Source organism: Ruegeria sp. BB10 (assembly GCF_056535725.1).
Window position 1 is genome coordinate 360,661 of sequence record NZ_JBQFIW010000001.1, and the last position, 24,685, is coordinate 385,345.

Sequence of the window (24,685 nt, forward strand, 5' to 3'; positions counted from 1 at the left end):
TCTTTGCCCCATTTGCCGAAGATACGGAATACTGCGGCCGCGCAGATCAGCAATGGATGATCAATTTCCAAGAAGACGATTTGGCGGCGCTGATAGCGCAGCTTGAGGCCGCCGGGATCACCGTGGAAACACGTGCTGAGTGGGACAGTGAGGTGGGAAAGTTTGCCTGCATTCACGATCCCGAGGGCAATCCGACCGAGCTGTGGCAGCCAAATCAATGAGATAGAGGGAATGTATACAGCCGTATCCACTTAAGTATATGAAATAAAAAGAGAATTGATGTATTTTTGAGGTGGCGTATAGTGCCCCGGACAAAACGGAGCTCTGCATGACGCCCATTGATGATCACCCGCTGCGCTATGCGCTGGCCAATGAACTGCACGCGCGCCCCTTTCCGGTGGCCGCGACGCCGTGCACGGTGGTGTTCTTGGCGATCAAGAAGCCAGACGCAGCCGTGGCGCGGGACCGAAATGAGGATCTGGCCCATCTGATCAATCTGCTGGATCGCCACGGCGCACAACATCCGCAGCCGGAGGCGACGCATTACGCTGGTCAGATTGGCCGTCATTGGTTGAAATGGGAACAGCATACCGAATTCGTCACTTACACTGCGATTACACAAAATGTCAGCGATCGCCCCTTCAACCCGGCAGATTTCGAAGTCTTTCCCCCTGATTGGTTGATGGCCAGCCCAGGGCAGAGGGTGACGTCGGCCATGCTCCGCGTGGTTGAACGCAAGGACGACGAAGCGGTCCGGTCCTCTCTGGGGAACTGGTTCGAGCCTGAAAGCCTTGCCGTGGCCCGGGTGCTGGACGATACCGCCATTTGTGCCAGTGATTTCCGTATCGATCCGGCCGGGCATATGCGCTTTGCGTTGTTTGTCAGCAAGGGCACAGGGCGACGCAGGACGGGGCGGATCATTCAGCGTTTGTGTGAGATCGAGACCTATAAAGCAATGTCAATGCTTGGGTTTGCCCGCGTCAAACAGCTGACCCCACGTATCGGTGAATTGGACGGTAGGCTGACCGAGTTGATGGGGCAAATGACCGACAACACGGCCCACCCAGATGAATTGCTGCCCGATCTATTGTCCACCTCGACCGAGCTGGAAACGCTGTCCGCCCAGTGTTCCTTTCGGTTTGGGGCGACGGGGGCCTATGAGGCAATCGTGAACCAGCGGATCGAAGTGCTGCGAGAAGAGCGGTTTGAGAGCCGTCAGAGTTTCGCCGATTTCATGATGCGCCGGTATGATCCAGCCATTCGAACCGTCAAATCCACCGAGCGCCGCCTGCAGGCTTTGTCCGACCGGGCGATCCGTGCCGGAGAATTGTTACGTACCCGGGTCGATGTAGAACGCAGTGCGCAAAACCAGGCACTGCTGGAAAGCATGGATCGGCGTGCCCAGATTGCGCTGCGGCTACAGCACACCGTCGAAGGGCTGTCTGTGGTAGCTATCAGTTTCTACGCGGTGACGCTGGTCAGTGACTTTCTTTACCCGCTGACCGAGGATGGGATCAGTCAGGGACGGTTGACTTCGGTTGTGACGATCCCTGTCATTCTGTGCGTCTGGGTTGCCATCCGTCAGATTCGAAAGCGTTTGCAATAGCCCACAATTGCGAATTACCTAGGGCGCTTTAGGAACAGCAAACTGCGCGTGGGAGTTTTCTGTGATCGGAATTATGTCTGCATGGCGGGCGGTGGCTGCCATGTTCATCCTGAACGGTGCGCTGTTTGGCATTTGGGCATCTCGCATTCCAGCCGTGCGGGACAGGCTGGAATTGACGCATGAGGCTTTGGGCTATGGTCTGCTGTTCATGGCAGCGGGGGCTGTGTGTTCCTTTCCGGTGACGGGGCGGTTGTCTGATCGGTTCGGGGCCGTAGCCATCACGCGGGTTATTGCGGTGCTGTACACGTTGTCTCTGATCCTGTTGGCCGTGGCCGATGGGTTCTGGGTGCTGGCGGGGTTCCTGTTCGTATTCGGTGCCTTTCACGGTTCAATGGATGTGGCCATGAACGCCTGGGCCGCCGAGGTCGAGCAAGCCTATGACAAACCAGTCATGTCCTCGTTCCACGCGATGTGGAGTTTGGGCGCCGGGTTGGGGGCGCTTAGCGGATACGGGGCGGTGCAGCTGGGACTGACAGTAATGCAGCACTTTTTACTGGCTGGCGGAGTTGTCGTGGCGCTGGCGCTGACCCTGTCCTGGGTTAAGTGGACGTCGCGCAGAACTGTCTCACATGACGGCAGTGTCTTTGCCCTGCCGTCCGGTGCGTTGATCCTGGTTGGGTTCACTGCGCTGTGCGGCGCTTTGGGGGAAGGCGCCGTAGCGGATTGGAGTGCAATATTCCTGCGCGATGTGACCGGTGCCGCCGAAAGCGTCGCTGCGTTGGGATATGCCGTGTTTTCGGTGACGATGGTGGCGTTTCGGCTGGCTGGCGGATTTGCAATCGCGCGGTTTGGTCCTGTCGCAACGGCCCGTTTTGGAGGCATTTGCGCGGCACTTGGCGTGTTCGGTGTGATCTCGGCATCAGAGGCGGGATTGGCCTTGGCGGGTTTTGCCCTGATGGGGGTTGGTTATGCTGTGATCATGCCGCTGGCCTTCAGCCGGGCAGCCAATGATCCGCATGTGCCGCCGGGGCAGGCCATCGCCAGTGTGGCGACGCTGGGGTACGGAGGGTTACTGATCGGCCCACCGCTTATTGGGATTTTGGCCGAGATGCTTACATTACGATTGGCATTCATGGTTTTGTTGCCCTTGGCCATCCTGATTGTCCTGCTGTCCGGCGCGCTGCGGCCTGCGTATTTGGACTGACTTGAGAATTCCGCGCCGGGATAAAGCCGGGGCAAAGAAAAAAGATGGGAGAAGACTATGCCGATCAAAAACCGTTTTGCCGAATTGCAGAGTGAAATCACTGGGTGGCGGCGCGATATTCATGAAAACCCCGAGATTCTATTCGAAACGCACCGCACCAGCGCACTGGTTGCTGAGAAGCTGAAGGAATTCGGCTGTGATGAGGTTGTCACCGGAATTGGTCGCACCGGGGTCGTTGGGGTGATCAAAGGTAAGGTCGACACGGGGGGCAAGGTGATCGGTCTGCGGGCCGATATGGATGCACTGCCGATACATGAGGCGACGGGTCTGGAGTATGCCTCCAAGACCGATGGGGCGATGCACGCATGTGGCCATGACGGGCATACTGCGATGTTGCTGGGCGCGGCGAAATACCTCTCGGAAACGCGGAATTTCGACGGCACCGTCGTGGTGATCTTTCAACCTGCCGAAGAGGGTGGCGGCGGAGGCCGCGAGATGTGCGAGGACGGCTTGATGGACCGTTGGGGCATCCAAGAGGTCTATGGCATGCACAACTGGCCGGGTCGCCCGGTCGGCAGTTTTGCCATTCGTCCCGGTGCGTTCTTTGCGGCCACAGATCAATTTGATATCACCTTTGAGGGCAAGGGCGGTCACGCGGCCAAACCGCATGAGACAGTCGATACAACCGTGATGGCGGCGCAGGCGGTTCTGGCATTGCAGACGGTGGCGTCGCGCAATGCAGATCCGGTGGATCAGGTCGTGGTTTCAGTTACGTCGTTTGAAACCTCGACCACCGCCTTTAACGTCATCCCCCAAACGGTACAGATCAAAGGTACCGTCCGTACGATGAGTTCAAAAATGCGGGAAATGGCGGAAAAGCGCATCAAAGAGATTTGCAACGGTATCGCGGCGACATTTGGCGGAACGGCCAATGTCACCTATTACTTGGGCTATCCGGTGATGGTGAACAGCGACGAGCAGACCGACTTTGCAGCGGATGTCGCGCGTTCAGTGGCGGGCAATTGCGACGAAGCGCCGTTGATCATGGGCGGCGAGGATTTCGCCTTTATGCTCGAAGAACGGCCGGGGGCGTATATTCTGGTTGGCAATGGCGACACGGCGGCGGTGCATCACCCTGAGTACAACTTTAACGACGAGGCCATTCCGGCAGGGTGCAGCTGGTGGGCTGAGATTGTCGAACAGCGGATGCCGGCGGCCTGATCTTGGCGTTGGGTGGCGAGGGGCCAGCCCCTCGCGCTACCCGGGACAAACTTAGTCAGATGACGTTGAACCCGACCCAGTTAAGCTGAGTTCGGTGCATAGCGTCTCAACGATTGCATCCAGTGCCGATTGTTGGGTGTTTACGCAGGATTTCGCAGCCTTACGGGCTGTGTCCAGCGTGGTTTGGTCCGATAGCCAGGTTTCCACGGCCTCGGTCAGTTCGGAAGCAGATTGAACTTGTAGCGCCCCGCCGGATTCGATCAGCGGGGCGAAGGTTTCGGCAAAGTTGAAATTGCCGGGGCCGGTGATTACAGCGGCACCCGCCTGGGCCGGTTCGAACGGATTATGGCCGCCGATCTCTTTCAGTGATCCGCCAAGGAACACAATAGGGCACAGCGCGTACCATGTGCCGGTTTCACCCAGCGTATCTGCCATGTAGACCTGCGTTTTGTCGGTGATCTTGTCGTCATTCGATCGAATGGCCACAGTTTGCCCCGCTTGGGTTGCCAGACTGGCGACCTCGGCGCGGCGTTCAGGGTGGCGCGGGATCAGCAACAGCAGCAGGTCGGGCCAGCGTTTGAGCAGCTCTGCGTGGGCGGCAAGAACGGTTTCCTCTTCACCGGCATGTGTCGAACTGGCGATCCAGACGGGGCGGGCGCCGATCTGTGCGCGGATTTCGGACAACGTGGCCTGATCAATCGGCAAGGGGTCAGACATGGCCTTCAGGTTCGTGCCCGGCTGTACACGATCAGCGGGCGCGCCCATCACGATCAGGTTTTGCGCGGTCTTGTCGTTCTGGGTCAGGAACAGGCGAAAACGATCCAGAATGAACCGGGCTGTGTCCGGGCGTTTCTTCCAGCCTTCGACGGATTTGTCCGACAGGCGTGCGTTGAGCAGAGCCAAGGGCATGCCACGCTTGGCACCTTCGACAATCAGACGGGGCCAGATTTCGCTTTCGACGAAAATACCGGCATTTGGGTGCCAGTGGTCCAGAAAGCGCCGCACAGGGCTTGCGGTGTCTAGTGGAGGGTACTGGTGCCGCGTTCGTGGTGGCATGCGTTTTTCGATCAGCGCAGCCGAGGTTGGCGTGCCAGAGGTGATCAGAAACTCGGCATCCGGCAGACGTTCCCCCAACCGTTTGATCAGGCTGATGACCGAAAGGGTTTCACCAACGCTGGCGGCGTGGAACCAGATCATCTGGCCGTCGGGGCGGGGCAGGCTGGCACGGCCTTGGCGTTCCTGTTGTCGGGTTACGGAAACATCCGCGGCTTGCAGCTTGTTCCGTACGGTGCGCCAGACAAACGGCTCCACAACAGAGGTCAGGCCGCAATACAGATGATACAGCAGCGTCGGTCGGCCCATCTGGTCCGGCACGTCAGCCGCCTGTGTGGCTCATGTGACGGCTCATCTTGCCGTCGACCGCCTGGCGGGAATAGTCGAAATCATGTCCCTTGGGCTTGAGGTTGATCGCCGCGCGGATTGCGTCTTCGAGCGGTTGCTCTGTATCGGGGTGATCGCGTAGTGGACCACGCAGGTCAGCCATGTCCTCTTGGCCCAGACACATAAACAGCTCACCAGTGCAGGTCAGGCGCACGCGGTTGCAGCTTTCGCAGAAATTATGCGACAGAGGGGTGATGAAGCCGATCTTTTGGCCGGTTTCCTCTAGGCGAACATAACGCGCTGGCCCGCCGCTGCGTTCTGCCAGATCGGTCACGGAATAGTGGTTCTCGTATTCCTTACGAACATCCTTGAGCGACCAGTATTGATCCAGACGATCCTCATTGCCGATATCGCCCATGGGCATGACTTCGATCCAGGTCAGGTCCATATCGCGTTCCGCACACCATTCCGTGATCGTGGGCAATTCTTCTTCGTTAAAGCCCTTCAGGGCCACCGCGTTTATCTTTATCCTCAGCCCGGCTTTCTGCGCCGCGTCGATGCCGTTCAACACTTGTTTAAGACGGCCCCAGCGGGTGATCGCCGCGAATTTATCTTCGTCCAGCGTATCCAGCGAGATATTTACCCGGCGCACACCGGCTGCGTAAAGGTCATCGGCAAAACGGTGCAGCTGCGAGCCATTGGTGGTCAGCGTCAGCTCTTTCAACGCGCCGCTGTCCAGGTGGCGGGTCATGCTGTTGAAAAACGTCATGATATTTCTGCGCACAAGCGGCTCACCACCGGTAATGCGCAGCTTTTCAACCCCCAACTTCACGAAGGTCGAGCACATGCGGTCCAGCTCTTCCAGCGTCAGCAGGTCTTTCTTTGGCAGAAACTTCATGTCCTCGGACATGCAGTAAACACAGCGGAAATCGCAGCGGTCCGTAACAGAGACGCGGAGATAGGTGATCGCACGTGCGAATGGGTCGATAAGCGGAGCAGTCATGCGACATAGGTAAAGCCGCGACCTGCCTGCGACAAGGGCGAAGTTTCCTTTGCGCTGGTACAGATGCGCACAGGGCGATAGGTTGATGGCATGAGATATATGCTATTTGCTTTGTGTATGCTGGTGGCCGGATGCGACACCGTGCGGTCCACGACAGATCGGGTCTTTGGGGGCGAAAAGACGCCTTCTGAACCTGAAGACGCCGTGGTCGAAGAGGTTGTGGCAGAGGAAGCAGTTGAACCAGAACCCGTTGCGGCCACTGCTGCCGGCTGGGTGGGCGCAAAGACGACCATAGCCGGACTGGGCGATCCGACCACGCCGGGTCGTTGGTTGGAAACTCCGCTGGTCGACGTCGAATTCACCGGTCGCGTGGTCGTTCCCAGAACCGGCTCGCAGGCTTATATTACGCTGGTTCCAGCGCCAGGGCCCGAAAGCGGTGGCAGTCGGTTGTCTCTGGATGCGATGCGGGTCTTGTTGTTGCCATTCGACGAATTGGTTGAACTTGAGGTCTATTCCAACTGATCTTTCAGGTATTTTCCGGCTTCGCGGCGGGCGAAAGGCTTCATCGCGTCACCATGGGTTTTCAGAAAAGCGATGACGCGTTCAGCGTCGTGTTTGGACAGGTCACGCAGCCACCAAGCAATGGCTTTCTGAATGAACCAGTCCCGGTCCGGCACATAGCTTGCCGCCCAACCAAGGATGCGGTCGCGCCGTGCCAGATCGTCGGGTTTGGGGTGATTCTGCTTGGTCCAGGGCAGGGTGGCAACCAGCGCTGCGCGCCGTGTCCACATATGATCGGAAGTCGTCCAGATTTCCACCTGATCCAACCGGGTTGGGTCGGCTGACAGACGTTTTTGCATCGCCATGCAGGCGTGATCGGCCGTAGCCCAGGCGTCGAAATCGGGCAACCAACTGTGCAGTAAATCCCAGACCGCCCCTTCAGGCCGAATGCGGGCCTGGGTCAGCAGTTTGGCAGCGGCCAGACGGCCCTCGTGTATATTGGTCTGCCACAAGGCATCCGCCAACTCCACGCGCTCAGATACATCCAGGTCTTGACGCCAATCTTTCGTCAGGTCGTTCAGAACGGGGTTCGCGACACCCAGATAGGGGCGGTCGACCTTGTGATAGGCCGCCATTTGGCTCGCGCGCTCGAGGTCGGCATGAGCTTTGATCTGATCCAGATAGAAATTCAACGTTTGCCGCCCTGTTGGTGAAACGGGGCCGTGTGCGCGGCCCGATCTTGGCTTATTCGACGGTGACGGATTTTGCCAGATTGCGGGGCTGGTCCACATCGGTACCTTTGGCGACAGCCGTATGATAGGCCAGCAGCTGCGCCGGAACCGAATACAGGATCGGGGCAAGGCTGGGATGGATATGGGGCATGCGAATAGTGCTCCACACCCCATCCTCGGCCTCGGTAACGCCGTCATCATCCGAGACCAGTATGACCTTGCCTTTGCGCGCCATGACCTCTTGCATGTTCGACACGGTCTTGTCGAACACCGCATCGCGCGGGGCCATGACCACCACCGGCATGTGCTTGTCGATCAAGGCGATGGGACCGTGCTTTAGCTCGCCAGATGCATAACCTTCGGCATGTATATAGCTGATTTCTTTTAGTTTCAGCGCACCTTCCATAGCCAGTGGATACATCAGGCCGCGGCCCAGGAACAGCACATCGCGCGCCTCGGACAAGCGCTGGGCCGAGGCCTTGATGGACTGGTTCTGATCCAGCGCGGCATTTAGTGCGGTCGGCAATCCACGCAATGCGGCGGCATGATCAGCCAGTTCCTCATCGCTTAGGGTGCCCCGATCCGCAGCCGCCTTGAGCGCCAGCATCAGCAATACGCTTAGCTGACAAGTGAAAGCTTTGGTCGAGGCCACACCGATCTCAACCCCAGCATGGATCGGCAGGGCGATGTCGCTTTCGCGCGCGATCGAGCTTTCGGGGACATTGATCACCGAAACGATCTTATCGGCCTTGCCCTCGCAATAGCGCAGCGCGGCCAGCGTGTCGGCGGTCTCACCCGACTGGCTGACAAACAAGGCCGCCGTGCGATCGGGGATCGGAGGTTCGCGATAGCGAAACTCGCTGGCGATATCGACCTCGACGGGCATTCTGGCCAACTGTTCGAACCAGTACTTTGCTGTCAGACAGGCATAAAAGGCAGTTCCGCAGGCGACCATGGTCAGGCGGTCCAGCTTGCTGAAATCCAGCTCACACGGCAGAGTTATCTCGTTGCCGCCAGTGGGCAGGTAGGATTGGATTGCCTCGGCAACCACCACGGGTTGCTCGGCGATTTCCTTTGCCATGAAATGCTTGTGACCCGCCTTGTCGGCCCGTGTTTGATCCAGTTTGATCTGGCGGGTCTCGCGGTTGGCCAGTTCTCCGGCTTCGTTGCGGATTTCAAGCGAAGTGCGGGTCAGGACCGCCCGGTCGCCTTCTGCAAGATAGGTGATACGATCCGTCAGCGGGGCCAGCGCAATGGCGTCCGAACCCACATACATTTCGCCTTCCCCATGCCCAATGGCCAAAGGTGAGCCCTTACGCGCCGCGACGATCAGGTCGTCTTGCCCGTCAAACAGAAATGCAAGTGCAAACGCCCCTTGAAGCCGCTCGATGGTTTTGAACGCCGCATCAACGGGCGATAGTCCATTGTTCAGATAATGCTCGGCCATCAGGGCCACGGTTTCGGTATCGGTCTCGGTGACGAAATCGACGCCATGTTCGGCTAACTCAGCCCGCAAATCGCGATAGTTTTCGACGATTCCGTTGTGCACCACGGCCACGGGGCCTGCCTTGTGCGGGTGCGCGTTGGTGACTGATGGTGCGCCATGTGTGGCCCAACGGGTATGCCCGATGCCCGATTTTCCGCGCAGAGGATTGTGCACCAGCAAATCGCTGAGGTTGACCAACTTGCCCACAGCCCGACGCCGCCCAAGTTCACCGTCATTGACCGTCGCGATACCGGCGCTGTCATAGCCGCGATATTCCAGCCGTTTCAGCGCCTCAACCAAAATAGGGGCGGCTTCGTGTTGCCCCAGTACACCTACAATTCCACACATAGATCAGGCTCCTTTGTCGCGGCGAGCCTTCTTCGCCTTCAACATATCAAACAATTTACGTGCATAACCCGGCTTGTTGTCCTGCTTGGCGCGGGCCACGGCCAGCGCGTCGGGCTCGACGTCTCGCGTCACGACTGTGCCGGTGGCTGTCATTGCGCCGTCTCCGACCTTCACCGGGGCCACCAGCATTGTGTTTGAGCCGACAAAAACATTCTCACCAATTGTGGTGCGATGCTTCATCACACCGTCATAGTTGCAGGTGATTGTTCCAGCGCCGATATTCGACGCCGCACCTACCGACGCGTCACCGATATAGCTGAGGTGGTTAACCTTGGCCCCTTCGGCGATCTCGGCGTTCTTTATCTCGACAAAATTGCCGATGCGGGCGTTTTCGGCCAATTCGGCACCTGGGCGCAGGCGGGCATAGGGCCCAACAATAGAACCGCGGCTGACGTGGCAGCCCTCCAAATGCGAAAACGACCGGATTGTAGCACCACTTTCGACTGTGACGCCGGGGCCAAAAACCACGTTGGGTTCAATCACAGTGTCGCGCCCGATGACGGTGTCAGCGGCCAGATAAACAGTATCGGGTGCCATCAGGGTGACGCCAAGATCCAACAGTTCGGCACGGGCACTGGCCTGAAACACAGCATCTGCCGCAGCCAAATCGGTGCGGGAGTTCACACCTAATGTCTGTGCTTCGTCACAGGCGACTGCGGTGACTTTCAGACCGCGCGCGCGCGCGATTTCCACGACGTCCGTCAAATAATACTCACCTGCCGCGTTGTCATTTCTTACCGTGTCGATCAGGGAAAACAACGCCTGCGCATCACAGGCCAAAAGACCAGAGTTGCAAAAGGTTATCGCGCGCTCTTCATCCGATGCGTCTTTGAATTCGACGATCCGCTCAAGACTGTCACCGTTCATCACCAGGCGACCATAACGCGCAGGATCGGCGGCCTCAAACCCCAGAATGACAAGATCGTTTTCTGCCCGCGCCGCGATCATGCGTTCCAGCGTATCGGGCTGCAGAAACGGCGTGTCGCCATACAAAACCACGACGTCGCCGGTGAATCCGTCCAAAGCCTCGCGTGCCTGCGCGACGGCATGGGCAGTGCCCAACTGCTCGTCCTGAACAGCGATTTGCGCCGCTTCATCCTCGGCAGTTGCAACCTTGGCTACGGCTTCAGCCCCGTGCCCGGTGACGATCACGGTCCGCTCGGGCGACAATACGGCCCCGGCGCGCATGGCGTGCACCAGCATCGGGACCTGCGCGATGGGATGAAGAACTTTGGGAATATCCGAATGCATCCTGGTGCCTTTTCCAGCGGCAAGGATGACAAGGGCAGTGCTCATGAAATCGATTTCTCTTTGTGTTTTGTTGCGCTCCGTTTTATCCGCTGAGGGCAAAGGCGCAAGCGGTTCACGGATCAAACAAGATTGCCGTTTGCAACACGAGACGGCAATAAACCGCCGAGGCAGGAGGCACAATGCGCACAGTAATCTTCGATCTGGACGGAACTTTGGCCGATACGTCGGGCGATTTGCTGGCTGCGGCCAACCACTGTTTTCGCCAGATGGGGCATGGGGATGTCCTGGTTCACGATGATGACGCAGCCGTTGCCTTGCGGGGTGGACGGATGATGCTGACCCATGGGCTGAAGCGGGTCGGTGCTTATGATGAGGATACTGTTCTGGCCTATTATCCCACCCTGCTTGAGGCTTACGCGAAGGACATCGACACCCACACTCGGTTCTATCCCGGTGCGCTTGAGGCTGTCGAAATACTGAAATCCCAAGGTTATGGCGTAGGTATCTGCACCAATAAACCCGAGGCTCTGGCCCATCAGTTGCTGACCCAGATGGGCGTGCGGGATCAGTTTGCGTCTTTGGTGGGGGCAGACACGTTGCCCGTGCGCAAACCGGACCCCGAACCACTGCGCGAAGCCGCGCGCCGGGCCGGGGGACACCCCGATTTGTGTGTGCTGATCGGCGATTCCGACACCGACCGAAATACGGCGCGGGCAGCGGGCGTGCCCTCGGTGCTGGTGACGTTTGGCCCGTCCGGGGAAGATATGGCCGCATTGGAACCCGAAGCACTGCTGCATCACTTTGATGATCTGCCTGAGCTGGTCACCGGACTGATTGGTGCGGCGGCACAAATTCTTGACCCCAACCCTTTGCAGGATCAGAACTAGCCCATGACCGAAACATTCACTGGCAGCTTCACCCAGCAGGAACCTATTCCAGAAGAGGCGATTGACGCCGCCATGGCCGTTCTGCGCCATGGGCGTCTGCATCGCTATAACGTCGTACCCGGAGAGTTGGGCGAAACCGCGCTGCTGGAGCAGGAGTTCGCGGCGCAAATGGGGGCGAAATACTGTCTGGCTGTGTCTTCTGGGGGTTATGCACTGGCCACCGCATTGCGGGCCGTGGGGGTGCAGCCGGGTGATCCGGTTTTGACCAACGCCTTCACGCTTGCGCCGGTGCCGGGGTCGATTGCCTCGGTCGGGGCAAGGCCGGTTTTTGTGGGCGTGACTGAGAATCTGACGATTGATCTGGATGATCTTGAGGCCAAGCTGGATCAGGCGCGGGTGCTGATGCTCAGCCACATGCGCGGACATCTGTGCGATATGGACCGGTTAATGCAGATGTGTGATACGGCGGGCGTTGCGGTGATCGAGGACTGCGCCCACACAATGGGTGCCGCATGGCGCGGGCAATTGTCGGGGCGTCAGGGGGCGATTGGGTGCTATTCCTGCCAGACGTACAAACACGTCAATTCCGGTGAAGGCGGCCTGCTGATCACCGATGACGACGTGCTTGCGGCCAAGGCCACGATGCTGTCGGGTTCGTACATGCTATATGAACGCCACCTTGCTGCACCGGGGCCCGAGGTGTTTGAAAAGATCAAATACACCACGCCCAATGTGTCCGGCCGCATGGACAATCTGCGCGCCGCGATCCTGCGCCCGCAACTGCGTGATCTTGACCGGCAGGTGCAGCGCTGGAACGAACGCTATGACGAGATCGCGGCCGGCCTGCGGGACACCCCCGGTCTGACCATCGTCGAGCGTCCCGAGCAAGAGACCTATGTCGGTTCGTCGATCCAGTTCTTGCTGCTCGACTGGACGCCCGAACGTATTGCCGAGGTAATCCGTCGTTGCGGTGCACGGGGGGTTGAGATTAAGTGGTTTGGTGGGGCGGAGCCGACGGGATTCACCTCGCGCTATGACAGCTGGCGCTATACCGAAAGCACGCCTTTGCCCGCAAGTGATCGTATCCTTGCCGGGGTGATGGATATGCGCGTGCCGTTGACTTTTTCGCTGGACGACTGCCGCCTGATCGCGCGCATCATCCGGGCCGAAGTTGGGGCTGTGTTTCAATCGTGATCCAATTGAGTGCGCCTTTGGCGCACGCTTTAATCTTGAAAAATGCCACCCTGTTCGGGGTGGCATTTTCTTTGGTGCTAGCCTTCTCATTGACCCGTGGAGGATTCGCTGTTACCTAATTATTGAACAAGTGTTCATTAATTCGATGAGGAGGTCGCAACATGTTCACGGCCACAATGCAATTTGATCTGGGTGAGGATGTGAACGCTCTGCGCGAGATGGTGCATCGCTGGGCGCAGGATCGGGTCAAACCGATGGCGGCCGAGGTCGATCAATCGAACGCCTTTCCCAATGAACTGTGGAAAGAGATGGGTGACCTTGGGCTGTTGGGCATCACCGTGCCCGAAGAGTATGGCGGGGCGGGGATGTCCTATCTGGCCCACACCGTAGCGGTGGAGGAGGTGGCGCGGGCCTCGGCTTCGGTCTCGCTGTCTTACGGGGCGCATTCGAACCTGTGCGTCAATCAGATCAAGCTGAACGGCAATGACGAGCAGAAGGCGAAATACTTGCCGCGCCTGATCTCGGGTGACCATGTTGGCGCGCTTGCAATGTCCGAAGCCTCTGCCGGATCAGACGTTGTGTCGATGAAGCTGCGCGCGGAAAAGCGTAACGATCACTACCGTCTTAACGGCAACAAATATTGGATCACCAATGGGCCGGACGCGGACACGCTGGTCGTGTATGCCAAGACTGACCCCGAGGCGGGTTCAAAAGGGATCACGGCCTTTTTGATCGAGAAAGAGATGAAGGGATTCTCGACCTCTCCGCATTTCGACAAGCTGGGGATGCGGGGGTCGAACACAGCCGAACTGATCTTTGAAGATGTCGAAGTGCCGTTCGAGAACGTTCTGGGCGAAGAGGGCAAGGGCGTTGCGGTTCTGATGTCAGGTCTGGATTATGAACGAGTCGTGCTGGCTGGGATCGGCACCGGCATCATGGCTGCCTGTCTGGACGAGATCATGCCCTATCTGGCCGAGCGTAAGCAGTTCGGCAAACCGATCGGTAGCTTCCAACTAATGCAGGGCAAGATTGCCGACATGTATACCGCGATGAATTCCGCGCGGGCTTATGTCTATGAAGTTGCCAAAGCTTGTGACCGGGGTGACGTGACCCGTCAGGATGCAGCGGCGTGCTGCCTTTACGCCTCGGAACAGGCGATGACGCAGGCGCATCAGGCTGTGCAGGCGATGGGCGGGGCCGGGTTCCTGTCGGATTCAGCGGTCAGCCGGATATTCCGAGACGCCAAGCTGATGGAGATCGGCGCGGGCACCAGCGAAATTCGCCGAATGCTGATCGGGCGCGAGTTGATGAGCGAAATGCGCTGAGAAAAACGCCCCGCCAAAGGGTGGCGAGGCGTTAAAGACAAGGATCAGAAGCGATGGACGTAGGATACGCCGACCAGCCAGGGATCGATTTCTGCAGTGCCGATATCGGTGCCGTTCAGTTTGACGTCCGAGTCGATGTCGAACCAGCGCACGTTCAGACGCACGGCTCCTTTTTCGGTGACCATGTAGTCCAAACCGGCTTGCAGCGACACACCGAAGGAGTTGTCGATGTCCAGATCCCCAAGCGCGGATTTTTCGTCAAAGAAGATGGTGTAGTTCAGTCCGGCGCCAACATAGGGCTTCCAGGCGCTGTTGGTCGCGAAGTGATAGTTCAGCGACAGGGTGGGCGGCAGGTGTTTGGTGCTGGCCAGATCGGTGCCCCCCAGCGCGATGCTGTGGCTGAACGGGGTCGCGGCCAGCAGTTCGATGCCAAGATTGTCCTGGACAAAATACTCTACTGTGAAGATCGCGCTGGTGTCTGCGTCAATGTCGGTATCGAGACCAGCCAGGGTTCCGTTGTCGGATTTCGGGTCCAGATAACCAACACCGACACCCACGGTCCAGTCACCTTGGTTTTGGGCCATTGCAGGGGCGGCAAGTGCGACAAGCGCAGTCGAGAGCGTCAAAGCGGCGAGTGTTTTGGTCATTTTATGGCCTTTGAATTTGTTGATGAGTCGCTTGTGCAGGACCGGACCGTTGCGAACTCTGATCTGTATCAAGTTCCTGTGAAAGCAGGGGGGCGTCCGCGCCCGCCAAGGGTAAGAAAAACAAGGGGTTTTGCGCATGCATCCCGATAGGTGCATACCCGGTATGCGGAAGGCGGGCGTCTGGGATTTTCCGGATCAGCTCAATATGGCGCGACAATGCTTGGCGCATCCTCGTGACAATGTGGCCATCGTTGATCTGACAGACGGGTACCGCGAAACCGTTACCTTCGGTCAACTCACGCGCATGACGGACGGGATTGCACGTGAACTGCATCAGCAGGTGCAGCCCGGCGACCGCGTGGGTGTGTTGCTGAGCCAGTCGCCCTGGTGTGCGGCGGCGCATCTGGCGATCTGGAAGCTTGGGGCGATTTCGGTGCCGCTGTTCAAGCTGTTCAAGCGGGATGCGTTGGCCTCGCGCGTGGGGGATGCGGGTGCGCGTCTGGTGCTGACCGATGCCGAAGGAGCCGCGTTGCTGGGCGATCTGGCCCACCCGGTTCTGGTCGAACATATTGCGCCATCGGATGATCCGTTCCCCTGCTCAGATACAGGCCCCGAGGACCCGGCGGTGCTGATCTATACCTCGGGCACCACGGGCAGCCCCAAGGGCGCACTGCATGGGCACCGGGTTCTGACCGGCCACCTGCCGGGTGTCTCGATCAGCCACAATCACCTGCGCGAAGGCGGTTGCCTATGGACACCTGCGGATTGGGCCTGGATCGGAGGTCTGTTCGACGTATTGATGCCCGGGCTTGCGCTGGGTATTCCTGTGGTCGCGGCGCGGTTGGAAAAGTTTACGCCGGAAGCCTGCGCCGACGTGATCGCCCGCGGCGGTGTGCGGAACGTGTTCTTCCCTCCGACCGCACTTCGCATGCTGAAGGCGGCGGATCAGGCAATCCCCGGTCTGCGCTCGGTCGCTTCGGGCGGTGAGCCGCTGGGGGCCGAGATGCTGGCATGGGGGCAACAGGCGTTTGGCCTGACGATCAACGAATTCTACGGCCAGACCGAATGCAACATGGTCGTGTCTTCTTGTTCCGAGGATTTCCCGGTGCAACCCGGCTGCATCGGTAAACCGGTGCCGGGGCATGAAGTCGCGGTGATCGACGAAGACGGCAATCCGATCGATGAAGAGGGTGACGTGGCCATCCGGCGCGGCTCGGCCTCGATGTTGCTGGAATACTGGAACCGGCCCGAGGCGACGGCTGAGAAGTTTCGCGGCGACTGGCTGATCACCGGAGATCGCGGCGTGTGGGAGGGCGAGTATCTACGCTTTGTCGGTCGCGATGATGACGTGATTACCTCAGCCGGATACCGCATCGGCCCGGCCGAGATCGAGGATTGCCTGCTAACCCACCCGGCGGTGGCGACCGTGGGCGTGGTCGGCAAGCCCGACCCACTACGGACCGAGATCGTGAAGGCCTTTGTGGTGCTGAAACCGGGGGCCGAGGCTTCGGGGTCGGAGTTGCAGGACTGGGTCAAGGCGCGTCTGGCTCAGTATTCCTATCCGCGTGAGGTCGCATTTCTGGAGGAGTTGCCGATGACGGTGACGGGGAAGGTGATCCGGAAGGAATTGAAAGTGCGAGCGGCGGCGGAGGACAAACAATGCTGAATAAGTTGCACAGCTTTGATTTGCTTACTCTAAGCACTGTTTCAGTTCTCACCTTTGTGCTGCCCCAAGACCTTTGGGCACAGAGCTATCAAGTTCAAGATGAGCACGGACAAACTACCGTGGACCAAGCCTACATGGATGCTCAAGTCCGTGGGTGTGTCGAAAGTGCTGGAGCACCAACAGACCTTTCCGACTGTATTGGTGCTTTTTCGGGCGATTGCATGAATGAAGATATTTCTTGGGGGCAAAGCACTCTGGGAATTTACTTTTGCGTCGAAGCTGAAACAGCGGTCTGGGACACGCTGGTGGACGAGAGTGCCGCAGACCTGCTGGTTCATTACAGCATGCTTGATGAAGGAGACGCTGAGAAAGCTTCCTCTCTACCTTTTAGAGTGCCGAGTTTAACCGAAGCACAAGAACGTTGGGAAGAAATGCGGGAGGCGGACTGCTTGGTGGAGTATCTTCAGTGGAGAGGGGGAACAGGTGCGAAACTCCTTGGGGCCGGGTGTCGCTTGGAGCGAACGAGCCAAAGAGTGGTTTGGTTGAAGACGTTGTTGGAGGAAAGATGATGCTTCTTATTTCGGCGGGTTTTCTGATGGACCAGGAAAGCAAAGAATGAAACTCACATCCAAAGCCATGCCCGCCTCTGAGGGCTTCAAGACAAACCGCACCGCTCATCTCGATGCGCTGGCACAAATCGCTGCCGCCGCCGAAGCAGCCCGCGTGGGCGGTGGTGAGAAATCCCGCGCGCGGCATGAATCCCGGGGAAAGATGCTGCCACGTCGTCGGGTGGCGAACTTGCTGGACCCGGGGTCTCCGTTCCTTGAGATCGGGGCGACGGCGGCGCATGCGATGTATGGCGATGCTGCGCCCTGTGCTGGGGTCATCGCGGGCATTGGTCGGGTGCAGGGGCGCGAGGTCATGGTGGTGTGCAACGACGCCACCGTGAAGGGCGGCACTTATTACCCGATGTCGGTCAAGAAACACCTGCGGGCGCAGGAGATTGCTGAGGAAAACAACCTCCCCTGCATATATCTGGTCGATAGCGGCGGCGCGAACCTGCCCAATCAGGATGAGGTCTTCCCCGACCGCGACCACTTTGGCCGCATCTTCTACAATCAGGCACGGATGAGCGCCAAAGGGATTGCACAGATCGCCGTGGTCATGGGGTCGTGTACGGCGGGCGGGGCCTATGTGCCTGCGATGTCGGATGTGACGATCATTGTGCGCGACCAAGGCACGATCTTTCTGGCGGGGCCGCCTCTGGTCAAGGCCGCGACCGGAGAGATCGTCAGCGCCGAAGATTTGGGTGGCGGCGACGTTCATACTCGCTTGTCTGGTGTAGCCGACTATCTGGCCGAGGATGACGCCCACGCGCTCGCTCTGGCACGGCGCGCGGTCGGGTCGCTGAACCTGCGCAAACCGCAGACGGTGGATTGGGCCAGCCCCGAGGACCCGGCCTATGACCCCGAGGAAATTCTGGGCGTTGTGCCCGCCGATCTGCGCACGCCGTATGACATCCGCGAGGTGATCGCGCGGCTGGTCGACGGCTCGCGTTTCGATGAGTTCAAACCGCGCTTTGGCGAGACGCTGGTGACGGGGTTTGCTCATGTCAAAGGCTGCCCTGTCGGGATCATTGCCAACAACGGCGTGCTGTTTTCCGAATCTGCGCAGAAGGGCGCGCATTTTGTCGAGCTGTGTTCGCAGCGGAAAATCCCTCTGGTGTTTTTGCAGAATATCACCGGCTTCATGGTTGGTCGGAAATACGAAAACGAGGGTATCGCACGGCATGGGGCCAAGATGGTGACAGCAGTGGCCACGACGAACGTGCCGAAGGTCACGATGCTGGTCGGCGGTTCTTTTGGGGCCGGGAATTACGGCATGGCGGGACGGGCCTATCAGCCGCGCTTCCTATGGACCTGGCCGAATTCGCGGATTTCCGTGATGGGGGGCGAGCAGGCGGCGGGCGTTCTGGCCACCGTCAAACGCGACGGGATCGAACGGCAGGGCGGCACCTGGTCTGCCGAGGAGGAGGCCGAGTTCAAGCGCCCCACACTGGAGATGTTCGAGGAACAGTCGCACCCGCTCTATGCCTCAGCCCGGTTGTGGGATGATGGCATCATTGACCCACGCAAAAGCCGCGATGTGCTGGCGCTGTCGCTGAGCGCCGCGCTGAATGCCCCAATTGAAGAGACACGTTTCGGCGTGTTCAGGATGTGATGTGCATGGACCTGAAAGAAGTAATGGCCCGCTACCCGGACGCACAGACTTTTAAGTTCGGCGATAGCGCTGCCTTGAGTGCTGAATTGCTGGCATTGGTGCGCTCAGGCCAAAAAAAAGCAACTTGTGGGGCGCTGCGCGACTATCCGGACGGAAGCCCTGAGACACCAGTTGTCGGGCGACGCGATATCGTTCTGGAATGGGATGACACCCCGGCTTTGGTGATCGAAACGGTCGATGTCACGATCTGTCGTTTTTGCGATGTGACTGAGGTCTTTGCATTGGCCGAGGGTGAGAATGAAACGCTTGAAGGATGGCGCGAGGATCACCGTCGTTACTTCGAGCGCAATGGCGGTTTCGATCCCGAGATGGAGTTATTGTGCGAACGTTTCCGTCTTGTCGAAGATCTGGCTGTTGAGGGGTAAGACATGTTCAATAAAATCCTGATTGCCAACCGGGGCGAGATCGCATGTCGCGTCATGGAAACGGCTCAGAAAATGGGCGTCTTCTGTGTTGCGGTCTATTCCGACGCGGATGCCTCGGCAAAACATGTGCAGATGGCCGATGAGGCTGTCCATATCGGCGGCGCGGCTCCCGCTGAAAGCTACCTGAAGGGCGACGTGATTATTCAGGCTGCGCTGGATACCGGAGCTCAGGCGATCCATCCGGGGTATGGCTTTCTCTCGGAAAACCCCGAATTCGTGGATGCGGTCGATGCGGCTGGTTTGACGTTTATCGGCCCTTCGGCGGATGCGATCCGCAAGATGGGTCTCAAGGATGCGGCCAAGGTTCTTATGGAGCAGGCAGGTGTGCCCGTTGTTCCTGGGTATCACGGTGACAATCAAGACCCCGAGCATCTGGCGGGCGCTGCTGAAACCATCGGCTGCCCTGTGTTGATCAAGGCCGTGGCGGGTGGTGGCGGCAAAGGCATGCGGCTGGTCGAACGCCCCGAGGATTTCGCCTCAGCATTGGACAGTGCCCGTGGTGAGGCCAAAACAGCCTTTGGCAATGACGCCGTTCTGGTCGAGAAATTTGTCGCCAAACCCCGCCATATCGAAGTGCAGGTGTTTGGCGACGGCACCCATGCGGTGCATCTGTTTGAACGAGACTGCTCGCTTCAACGCCGGCACCAGAAGGTGATCGAGGAGGCTCCGGCTCCGGGTATGACGGCTGAGATGCGCGAGGCGATGGGGCAGGCGGGCGTGCGGGCCGCCGAGGCGATCGGGTACAAGGGCGCAGGGACGGTTGAATTCATCGTTGATGCTTCGGACGGGCTGCGTCCGGACAGGTTCTGGTTCATGGAGATGAACACGCGCCTGCAGGTCGAGCATCCCGTGACCGAAGCGATCACCGGGGTCGATCTGGTCGAATGGCAATTGCGGGTCGCCGCTGGCGAGGCGTTGCCGAAACGTCAGGACGATCTATCCATCACTGGCCACGCATTTGAGGCCCGTCTTTATGCCGAGGACGTGCCCAAGGGCTTCCTGCCTGCAACGGGCAGCCTGACGCATCTGCAATTCCCTACGGCCTGCCGTGCCGATAGCGGAGTGCGTGCGGGTGACACGATCAGCCCATGGTATGACCCGATGATCGCTAAAGTCATCGTCCATGGCCCCACGCGCGCGGTTGCACTGGAACAGCTTCATCGTGCCCTGCAGCAGACCGAGGTCGCGGGCACCGTGACCAACCTCGCCTTTCTGGGCGCGCTGACCCGGCATGAAGGTTTCGCCACAGGTGATGTGGATACCGGGCTGATAGGGCGGGATATTGATGCGCTGACAGAAGTATCTCCGATTTCGGCAGCGACATGCGTGGCGGCTGCGATGACGGCGTTGGACTTGGTCGATACGAAGGAAGAGACTGGGTTTTCCCTGTGGGCTCCGTTGCACCGTGCAGTTCAGCTAAAGGTAGATGACACCCTTGATCTTGATGTTCAGGTTGAAGGTTCAAATCGTCAGGTTTGGCAGGTCGGGGAAGATACTGTCATTGCCGAGCGCAGCAACGGTATCTGGTCCATTGACGGCAGCCCAATGCCGCAGGTGTCGGTTTCGGGCGCGCGGATCACGGTCTTTGACACCTACGGGCAGGCGTTTGACATTGTTGATCCGCTGGACCGCGATGCCAGCGCTGCAGGCGATACTAACGTGATCGAAGCCCCCATGCCCGGATTGGTCAAGGCGGTGTTTGCCGCCGTTGGTCAAAAGGTAAGTGAGGGAGACAGGCTTGCCATTTTGGAGGCGATGAAAATGGAACATTCCCTTCTGGCCGCCCGCGACGGTGTCATTGCCGAGGTGCTGACTGAGGACGGCGCGCAGGTCGAAGCCGGAGCGGCCCTGATCAGATTAAAAGAAGAGTGACCTGTTCGCGCGCCGCATCGCGTGGCACAGTCAGGCCATCCGAACAGGACACGAAACAAAACCGGGAGGAGCGCGGCCATGGGTGAGCGGGTCGAGATTTTCGAAGTAGGTCCACGTGACGGCCTGCAAAATGAACAGCGTGAGATCCCGGTTGCCGAGAAAGTGGCGCTGGTCGACTGCCTCAGCCGCGCCGGGTTCAACCGGATCGAAGTAGCCAGTTTTGTATCGCCCAAATGGGTGCCGCAGATGGCCGGCAGTGCGGAAGTTTTGGCCGGAATAAAAAGGACAGATGGGGTGCGCTATGCCGCGCTGACGCCCAACATGCGTGGATATGAGGACGCCCTGACGGCCAAAACGGATGAGATTGCAGTATTCGCCTCGGCCTCCGAGGGATTTTCGAAAGCCAATATCAACGCCACGATTGCCGAATCCATCGAGAGATTTACACCGATCCTCGAGGCCGCGCGCCACATTGATCTGCCGGTGCGTGGCTATGTCTCTTGCGTGACCGACTGCCCCTATGATGGCCCAACACCGCCCGAGAAGGTGGCCGAGGTCGCTGATCAGCTGTTTGGCTTGGGCTGCTATGAGGTCTCATTGGGCGATACAATCGGGCAGGGGACGCCAGATACCATCGCGCATATGCTCTTGGCCGTACGAGAACGCGTGCCAGTAACCCGTCTGGCTGGGCATTTCCACGACACCAATGGCCGGGCGCTCGACAATATTGATGCTGCCCTGGCGCTGGGCGTGCGGACCTTTGATACGGCAGTTGGTGGATTGGGCGGCTGCCCTTATGCGCCCGGAGCTGCGGGGAATGTCGCGACCGAGGCCGTGGCCGCCCATCTGGAGCGGTTGGGCTATGAAACCGGGCTTGATCTGGAAATCGTAGAGCAGGCCGCGCAAATGGCGCGGGCCATGCGGCCAGAGTGAGGGGCGGGCATGTTTGAAACGATCTCGGTGACCACAGACGCGCGTGGAGTTGCGACTTTGACGCTCGACCGGGCGGAAAAACACAACGCGATGTCGGCGCAGATGATTGCCGAACTGACACAAGCGGCCGCGCAACTGGGTGCAGATGACACAGTGCGCGTGGTGGTGCTGACCGGGGCGGGCAAGAGTTTTTGTGCAGGCGGTGATTTGGGCTGGATGCAGGACCAGATGGCCGCCGACCCCGAAACGCGGTTTGCCGAGGCGCGCAAGCTGGCCGAGATGCTGCAGGCGCTGAACACCATGCCCCGCCCGCTGATCGGTGCAATTCAGGGCAATGCGTTTGGCGGTGGTGTTGGTTTGGCTGCCGTTTGCGACGTGGCCATTGGTGTGGACAGCGTAAAAATGGCTCTGACCGAAACGCGGCTGGGCCTGATCCCCGCCACGATTGGCCCATATGTGATTGCCCGGATGGGTGAGGCGCGGGCGCGGCGCGTGTTCATGTCGGCCCGTTTGTTCGATGCTGTCGAGGCGGTCGAGCTTGGGCTGCTGGCCAAATCCGTTCCGGCAACCGATTTAGCTAATGCGGTCGAAGCCGAAGTTCTGCCCTATCTTTCCTGTGCGCCAGGCGCGGTTGCCTCGGCCAAGGATTTGGTCAGCAAGCTGGGACCCAATATTGACGATGCTGTGATTGACCAGACGATCCGATCCTTGGTGGATCGGTGGGAAACCGACGAAGCGATGGAGGGAATCGGTGCGTTCTTTGAAAAGCGAAAACCTGTATGGAAAAGTTAGGTTTAGGCCTTAATTTCATTGCAGTTGCAGTAGGAATCACCTTTCCCGGATCACAGGGCATGACAAGTGGATTATTACTCCTGTCTGCGACTGTGTTCGGTTGACCCTCTGACCCCGCGCGGATAGAGAATGTCCAGTCAACACGCCAATTGACGGCGCCCCCCGACCGGGTTGCGCAGGAAAGGAGCTATTCGTGGAAGACCTGCTACGGGAGTATCTCCCGATTCTGGTGTTTCTGGCCGTTGCTGTCGGCCTTGGAATCGTCCTGATTCTGGCGGCTGTGGTTCTGGCAGTCCGCAACCCCGACCCTGAAAAGGTCAGCGCATATGAATGTGGCTTCAACGCCTTCGACGATGCGCGGATGAAATTCGACGTTCGGTTCTATCTGGTTTCGATTCTTTTCATCATCTTCGATCTGGAAATCGCCTTTCTGTTTCCGTGGGCCGTGGGCTTCAAGGACATCAGCGATGTTGGGTTCTGGTCCATGATGGTGTTTCTGGGCGTTCTGACCATCGGCTTTGCCTATGAATGGAAGAAGGGGGCCTTGGAATGGGAGTGATGACGGGTGCAAACACCGCTGGCGTCGACAAAGAAGTCGCCACCCAGGCCCTGAATGCCGAGCTGCAGGACAAAGGGTTCCTGCTGACCTCGACCGAAGATATCATCAACTGGGCCCGCACCGGATCGCTGCACTGGATGACCTTCGGTCTGGCGTGCTGCGCGGTTGAGATGATGCACACCTCGATGCCGCGTTATGATGCCGAACGGTTTGGTATCGCCCCGCGGGCGTCCCCACGTCAGTCCGATGTAATGATCGTGGCGGGAACGCTGACTAACAAGATGGCCCCGGCCCTGCGCAAGGTTTACGACCAGATGCCCGAGCCGCGCTATGTGATCTCGATGGGGTCCTGCGCAAATGGCGGTGGGTATTACCACTATTCCTATTCGGTCGTGCGCGGCTGTGACCGCGTGGTTCCAGTGGATATCTACGTCCCCGGGTGCCCGCCAACCGCCGAGGCGTTGCTGTATGGCCTGATGCAGTTGCAACGCAAAATCCGCCGCACCGGCACCATCGTACGCTGAGGAGAGAGCTGATGAGCGAAGCACTCAAAGAACTCGGCGCGCAGCTTGAACTGAAACGGGCCGATTGCGTTCTGTCCTGGGATGTGACCCATGGCGAGCTGAACGTGGATGTGGCGCCGTCGAACCTTGTGGAATTCGTTGAGTTCCTGAAATCCGACCGGAATTGCCAGTTTTCGTCGCTGGTTGACATCACTGGCGTGGATTACCCCGAACGGGCCAAGCGGTTCGATGTGGTGTATCACTTCCTGTCGATGTACCAGAACCAGCGCATCCGCCTGCGGGTTTCAATTCGAGAAGAAGACATGGTGCCCTCGATCGTTGACGTTCACCCCTCGGCGAACTGGTTCGAGCGTGAGGTGTTCGACATGTTCGGCATCCTGTTCTCGGGCCACCCGGACCTGCGCCGCATCCTGACCGACTATGGGTTCCGCGGCCACCCACTGCGCAAGGATTTCCCGACCACCGGCTATACCGAGGTGCGCTATGACGAAGCGCAAAAGCGCGTTGTCTATGAGCCGGTGTCGTTGGTGCAGGAATACCGTCAGTTTGATTTCATGTCCCCGTGGGAAGGCGCGAACTACATTCTTCCGGGGGATGAAAAACAGGAGACTGAATAATGGGTGGCATCTGGTGGCTGATCCTTTCTGCAATGACCATCATTCCGATGGTGAAGATTTTGCCGTTTTTCGGGATCAACAAGTTCTGGTGCCTTCTTTGTCTGGTTCCATTTGGCACAATTGCGTTGCTGTGGTGGGTTGGGCTGAAACTGCAAGAGTTGGAGCGCCGCTGA

At 58.9% G+C, this 24,685-nt stretch carries 25 protein-coding genes; 19 read left to right on the forward strand and 6 right to left on the reverse strand.

Annotation, left to right across the window (positions count from 1 at the left end):
• Nucleotides 1–56 precede the first annotated feature (56 nt).
• From ACR3EP_RS01810 to ACR3EP_RS01825, 4 genes are all read left to right on the forward strand, one after another.
• The gene (locus ACR3EP_RS01810; protein ID WP_480636029.1) at nucleotides 57–221 is read left to right on the forward strand and encodes a VOC family protein; all 165 of its coding nucleotides are present in this window, start codon (nucleotides 57–59) and stop codon (nucleotides 219–221) included.
• A 107-nt stretch (nucleotides 222–328) separates the two neighbouring features.
• The gene (locus tag ACR3EP_RS01815; protein ID WP_480636031.1) at nucleotides 329–1,606 is read left to right on the forward strand and encodes a DUF3422 family protein; all 1,278 of its coding nucleotides are present in this window, start codon (nucleotides 329–331) and stop codon (nucleotides 1,604–1,606) included.
• A gap of 61 nt (nucleotides 1,607–1,667) precedes the next feature.
• A complete protein-coding gene (locus ACR3EP_RS01820; protein ID WP_480636032.1) occupies nucleotides 1,668–2,810 on the forward strand; it encodes an MFS transporter in 1,143 nt (380 codons plus the stop codon).
• Between the two features lie 57 nt (nucleotides 2,811–2,867).
• On the forward strand, nucleotides 2,868–4,031 hold the full coding sequence (locus ACR3EP_RS01825) for a M20 aminoacylase family protein (RefSeq protein ID WP_480636033.1): 1,164 nt from the start codon (nucleotides 2,868–2,870) through the stop codon (nucleotides 4,029–4,031).
• A 51-nt stretch (nucleotides 4,032–4,082) separates the two neighbouring features.
• On the opposite strand, the gene ACR3EP_RS01830 is transcribed toward ACR3EP_RS01825, so the two are convergent.
• Nucleotides 4,083–5,393, reverse strand: coding sequence for a 3-deoxy-D-manno-octulosonic acid transferase (locus tag ACR3EP_RS01830; RefSeq protein ID WP_480638987.1), 1,311 nt, complete (start codon nucleotides 5,391–5,393; stop codon nucleotides 4,083–4,085).
• 13 nt (nucleotides 5,394–5,406) lie between these two features.
• Nucleotides 5,407–6,414 carry a GTP 3',8-cyclase MoaA gene (gene moaA, locus ACR3EP_RS01835; protein ID WP_480636035.1) on the reverse strand — a complete coding sequence of 336 codons (1,008 nt, stop codon included), beginning with the start codon at nucleotides 6,412–6,414 and terminating at the stop codon, nucleotides 5,407–5,409.
• A 90-nt stretch (nucleotides 6,415–6,504) separates the two neighbouring features.
• On the opposite strand from moaA, the gene ACR3EP_RS01840 reads away from it, so the two are divergent.
• Nucleotides 6,505–6,936 (forward strand): hypothetical protein, encoded by a 432-nt coding sequence (locus ACR3EP_RS01840; protein WP_480636036.1) that lies wholly within the window; start codon nucleotides 6,505–6,507, stop codon nucleotides 6,934–6,936.
• On the opposite strand, the gene ACR3EP_RS01845 is transcribed toward ACR3EP_RS01840, so the two are convergent.
• The 3 genes from ACR3EP_RS01845 to glmU are packed head-to-tail and all read right to left on the reverse strand — an operon-like array spanning nucleotide 6,924 to nucleotide 10,836.
• The gene (locus ACR3EP_RS01845) at nucleotides 6,924–7,607 is read right to left on the reverse strand and encodes a DNA alkylation repair protein (RefSeq protein ID WP_480636038.1); all 684 of its coding nucleotides are present in this window, start codon (nucleotides 7,605–7,607) and stop codon (nucleotides 6,924–6,926) included. The genes ACR3EP_RS01840 and ACR3EP_RS01845 overlap by 13 nt on opposite strands.
• Before the next feature lie 52 nt (nucleotides 7,608–7,659).
• Nucleotides 7,660–9,480 (reverse strand): glutamine--fructose-6-phosphate transaminase (isomerizing), encoded by a 1,821-nt coding sequence (glmS, locus tag ACR3EP_RS01850; protein ID WP_480636039.1) that lies wholly within the window; start codon nucleotides 9,478–9,480, stop codon nucleotides 7,660–7,662.
• A gap of 3 nt (nucleotides 9,481–9,483) precedes the next feature.
• Nucleotides 9,484–10,836, reverse strand: a complete 1,353-nt coding sequence (gene glmU, locus ACR3EP_RS01855; RefSeq protein ID WP_170548080.1) for a bifunctional UDP-N-acetylglucosamine diphosphorylase/glucosamine-1-phosphate N-acetyltransferase GlmU — start codon at nucleotides 10,834–10,836, stop codon at nucleotides 9,484–9,486.
• Nucleotides 10,837–10,970: 134 nt separating this feature from the next.
• Between glmU and ACR3EP_RS01860 the strand changes: the two genes are divergently transcribed.
• The 3 genes from ACR3EP_RS01860 to ACR3EP_RS01870 all read left to right on the forward strand — a co-directional run bounded on the left by ACR3EP_RS01860 (nucleotide 10,971) and on the right by ACR3EP_RS01870 (nucleotide 14,197).
• The gene (locus ACR3EP_RS01860; protein ID WP_480636041.1) at nucleotides 10,971–11,678 is read left to right on the forward strand and encodes an HAD-IA family hydrolase; all 708 of its coding nucleotides are present in this window, start codon (nucleotides 10,971–10,973) and stop codon (nucleotides 11,676–11,678) included.
• Nucleotides 11,679–11,681: 3 nt separating this feature from the next.
• Nucleotides 11,682–12,872 (forward strand): DegT/DnrJ/EryC1/StrS family aminotransferase, encoded by a 1,191-nt coding sequence (locus ACR3EP_RS01865; RefSeq protein ID WP_480636043.1) that lies wholly within the window; start codon nucleotides 11,682–11,684, stop codon nucleotides 12,870–12,872.
• A gap of 161 nt (nucleotides 12,873–13,033) precedes the next feature.
• Nucleotides 13,034–14,197, forward strand: a complete 1,164-nt coding sequence (locus tag ACR3EP_RS01870) for an isovaleryl-CoA dehydrogenase (RefSeq protein ID WP_480636045.1) — start codon at nucleotides 13,034–13,036, stop codon at nucleotides 14,195–14,197.
• Between the two features lie 44 nt (nucleotides 14,198–14,241).
• Here the strand turns inward: ACR3EP_RS01870 and ACR3EP_RS01875 are convergent, their stop codons facing one another.
• Nucleotides 14,242–14,844, reverse strand: coding sequence for an OmpW/AlkL family protein (locus ACR3EP_RS01875; RefSeq protein ID WP_170348125.1), 603 nt, complete (start codon nucleotides 14,842–14,844; stop codon nucleotides 14,242–14,244).
• A gap of 136 nt (nucleotides 14,845–14,980) precedes the next feature.
• Here ACR3EP_RS01875 and ACR3EP_RS01880 point away from each other — a divergent pair, with 136 nt between their 5' ends.
• From ACR3EP_RS01880 to ACR3EP_RS01930, 11 genes are all read left to right on the forward strand, one after another.
• On the forward strand, nucleotides 14,981–16,510 hold the full coding sequence (locus ACR3EP_RS01880; protein WP_480636047.1) for an AMP-binding protein: 1,530 nt from the start codon (nucleotides 14,981–14,983) through the stop codon (nucleotides 16,508–16,510).
• Nucleotides 16,504–17,079 carry a lysozyme inhibitor LprI family protein gene (locus tag ACR3EP_RS01885; RefSeq protein ID WP_480636048.1) on the forward strand — a complete coding sequence of 192 codons (576 nt, stop codon included), beginning with the start codon at nucleotides 16,504–16,506 and terminating at the stop codon, nucleotides 17,077–17,079. The genes ACR3EP_RS01880 and ACR3EP_RS01885 overlap by 7 nt, the downstream gene beginning before the upstream one ends.
• A gap of 46 nt (nucleotides 17,080–17,125) precedes the next feature.
• Nucleotides 17,126–18,730: a carboxyl transferase domain-containing protein gene (locus tag ACR3EP_RS01890; protein WP_480636050.1), complete on the forward strand. Its 1,605-nt coding sequence runs from the start codon at nucleotides 17,126–17,128 to the stop codon at nucleotides 18,728–18,730.
• Nucleotides 18,730–19,155 carry an ASCH domain-containing protein gene (locus ACR3EP_RS01895; protein ID WP_480636052.1) on the forward strand — a complete coding sequence of 142 codons (426 nt, stop codon included), beginning with the start codon at nucleotides 18,730–18,732 and terminating at the stop codon, nucleotides 19,153–19,155. The genes ACR3EP_RS01890 and ACR3EP_RS01895 overlap by 1 nt, the downstream gene beginning before the upstream one ends.
• A gap of 3 nt (nucleotides 19,156–19,158) precedes the next feature.
• A complete protein-coding gene (locus tag ACR3EP_RS01900) occupies nucleotides 19,159–21,087 on the forward strand; it encodes an acetyl/propionyl/methylcrotonyl-CoA carboxylase subunit alpha (protein WP_480636054.1) in 1,929 nt (642 codons plus the stop codon).
• 78 nt (nucleotides 21,088–21,165) lie between these two features.
• Nucleotides 21,166–22,020 carry a hydroxymethylglutaryl-CoA lyase gene (locus ACR3EP_RS01905; RefSeq protein WP_170532802.1) on the forward strand — a complete coding sequence of 285 codons (855 nt, stop codon included), beginning with the start codon at nucleotides 21,166–21,168 and terminating at the stop codon, nucleotides 22,018–22,020.
• Nucleotides 22,021–22,029: 9 nt separating this feature from the next.
• Complete coding sequence (locus tag ACR3EP_RS01910; RefSeq protein ID WP_480636056.1) at nucleotides 22,030–22,812, forward strand: crotonase/enoyl-CoA hydratase family protein; 783 nt, start codon at nucleotides 22,030–22,032, stop codon at nucleotides 22,810–22,812.
• A gap of 193 nt (nucleotides 22,813–23,005) precedes the next feature.
• Complete coding sequence (locus tag ACR3EP_RS01915; RefSeq protein ID WP_050602775.1) at nucleotides 23,006–23,371, forward strand: NADH-quinone oxidoreductase subunit A; 366 nt, start codon at nucleotides 23,006–23,008, stop codon at nucleotides 23,369–23,371.
• Nucleotides 23,362–23,895, forward strand: a complete 534-nt coding sequence (locus ACR3EP_RS01920) for a NuoB/complex I 20 kDa subunit family protein (protein ID WP_010442777.1) — start codon at nucleotides 23,362–23,364, stop codon at nucleotides 23,893–23,895. Before ACR3EP_RS01915 ends, ACR3EP_RS01920 begins: the two co-directional genes overlap by 10 nt.
• Before the next feature lie 11 nt (nucleotides 23,896–23,906).
• Nucleotides 23,907–24,512: an NADH-quinone oxidoreductase subunit C gene (locus ACR3EP_RS01925; RefSeq protein ID WP_170348140.1), complete on the forward strand. Its 606-nt coding sequence runs from the start codon at nucleotides 23,907–23,909 to the stop codon at nucleotides 24,510–24,512.
• The gene (locus tag ACR3EP_RS01930; RefSeq protein ID WP_480636058.1) at nucleotides 24,512–24,685 is read left to right on the forward strand and encodes a hypothetical protein; all 174 of its coding nucleotides are present in this window, start codon (nucleotides 24,512–24,514) and stop codon (nucleotides 24,683–24,685) included. The genes ACR3EP_RS01925 and ACR3EP_RS01930 overlap by 1 nt, the downstream gene beginning before the upstream one ends.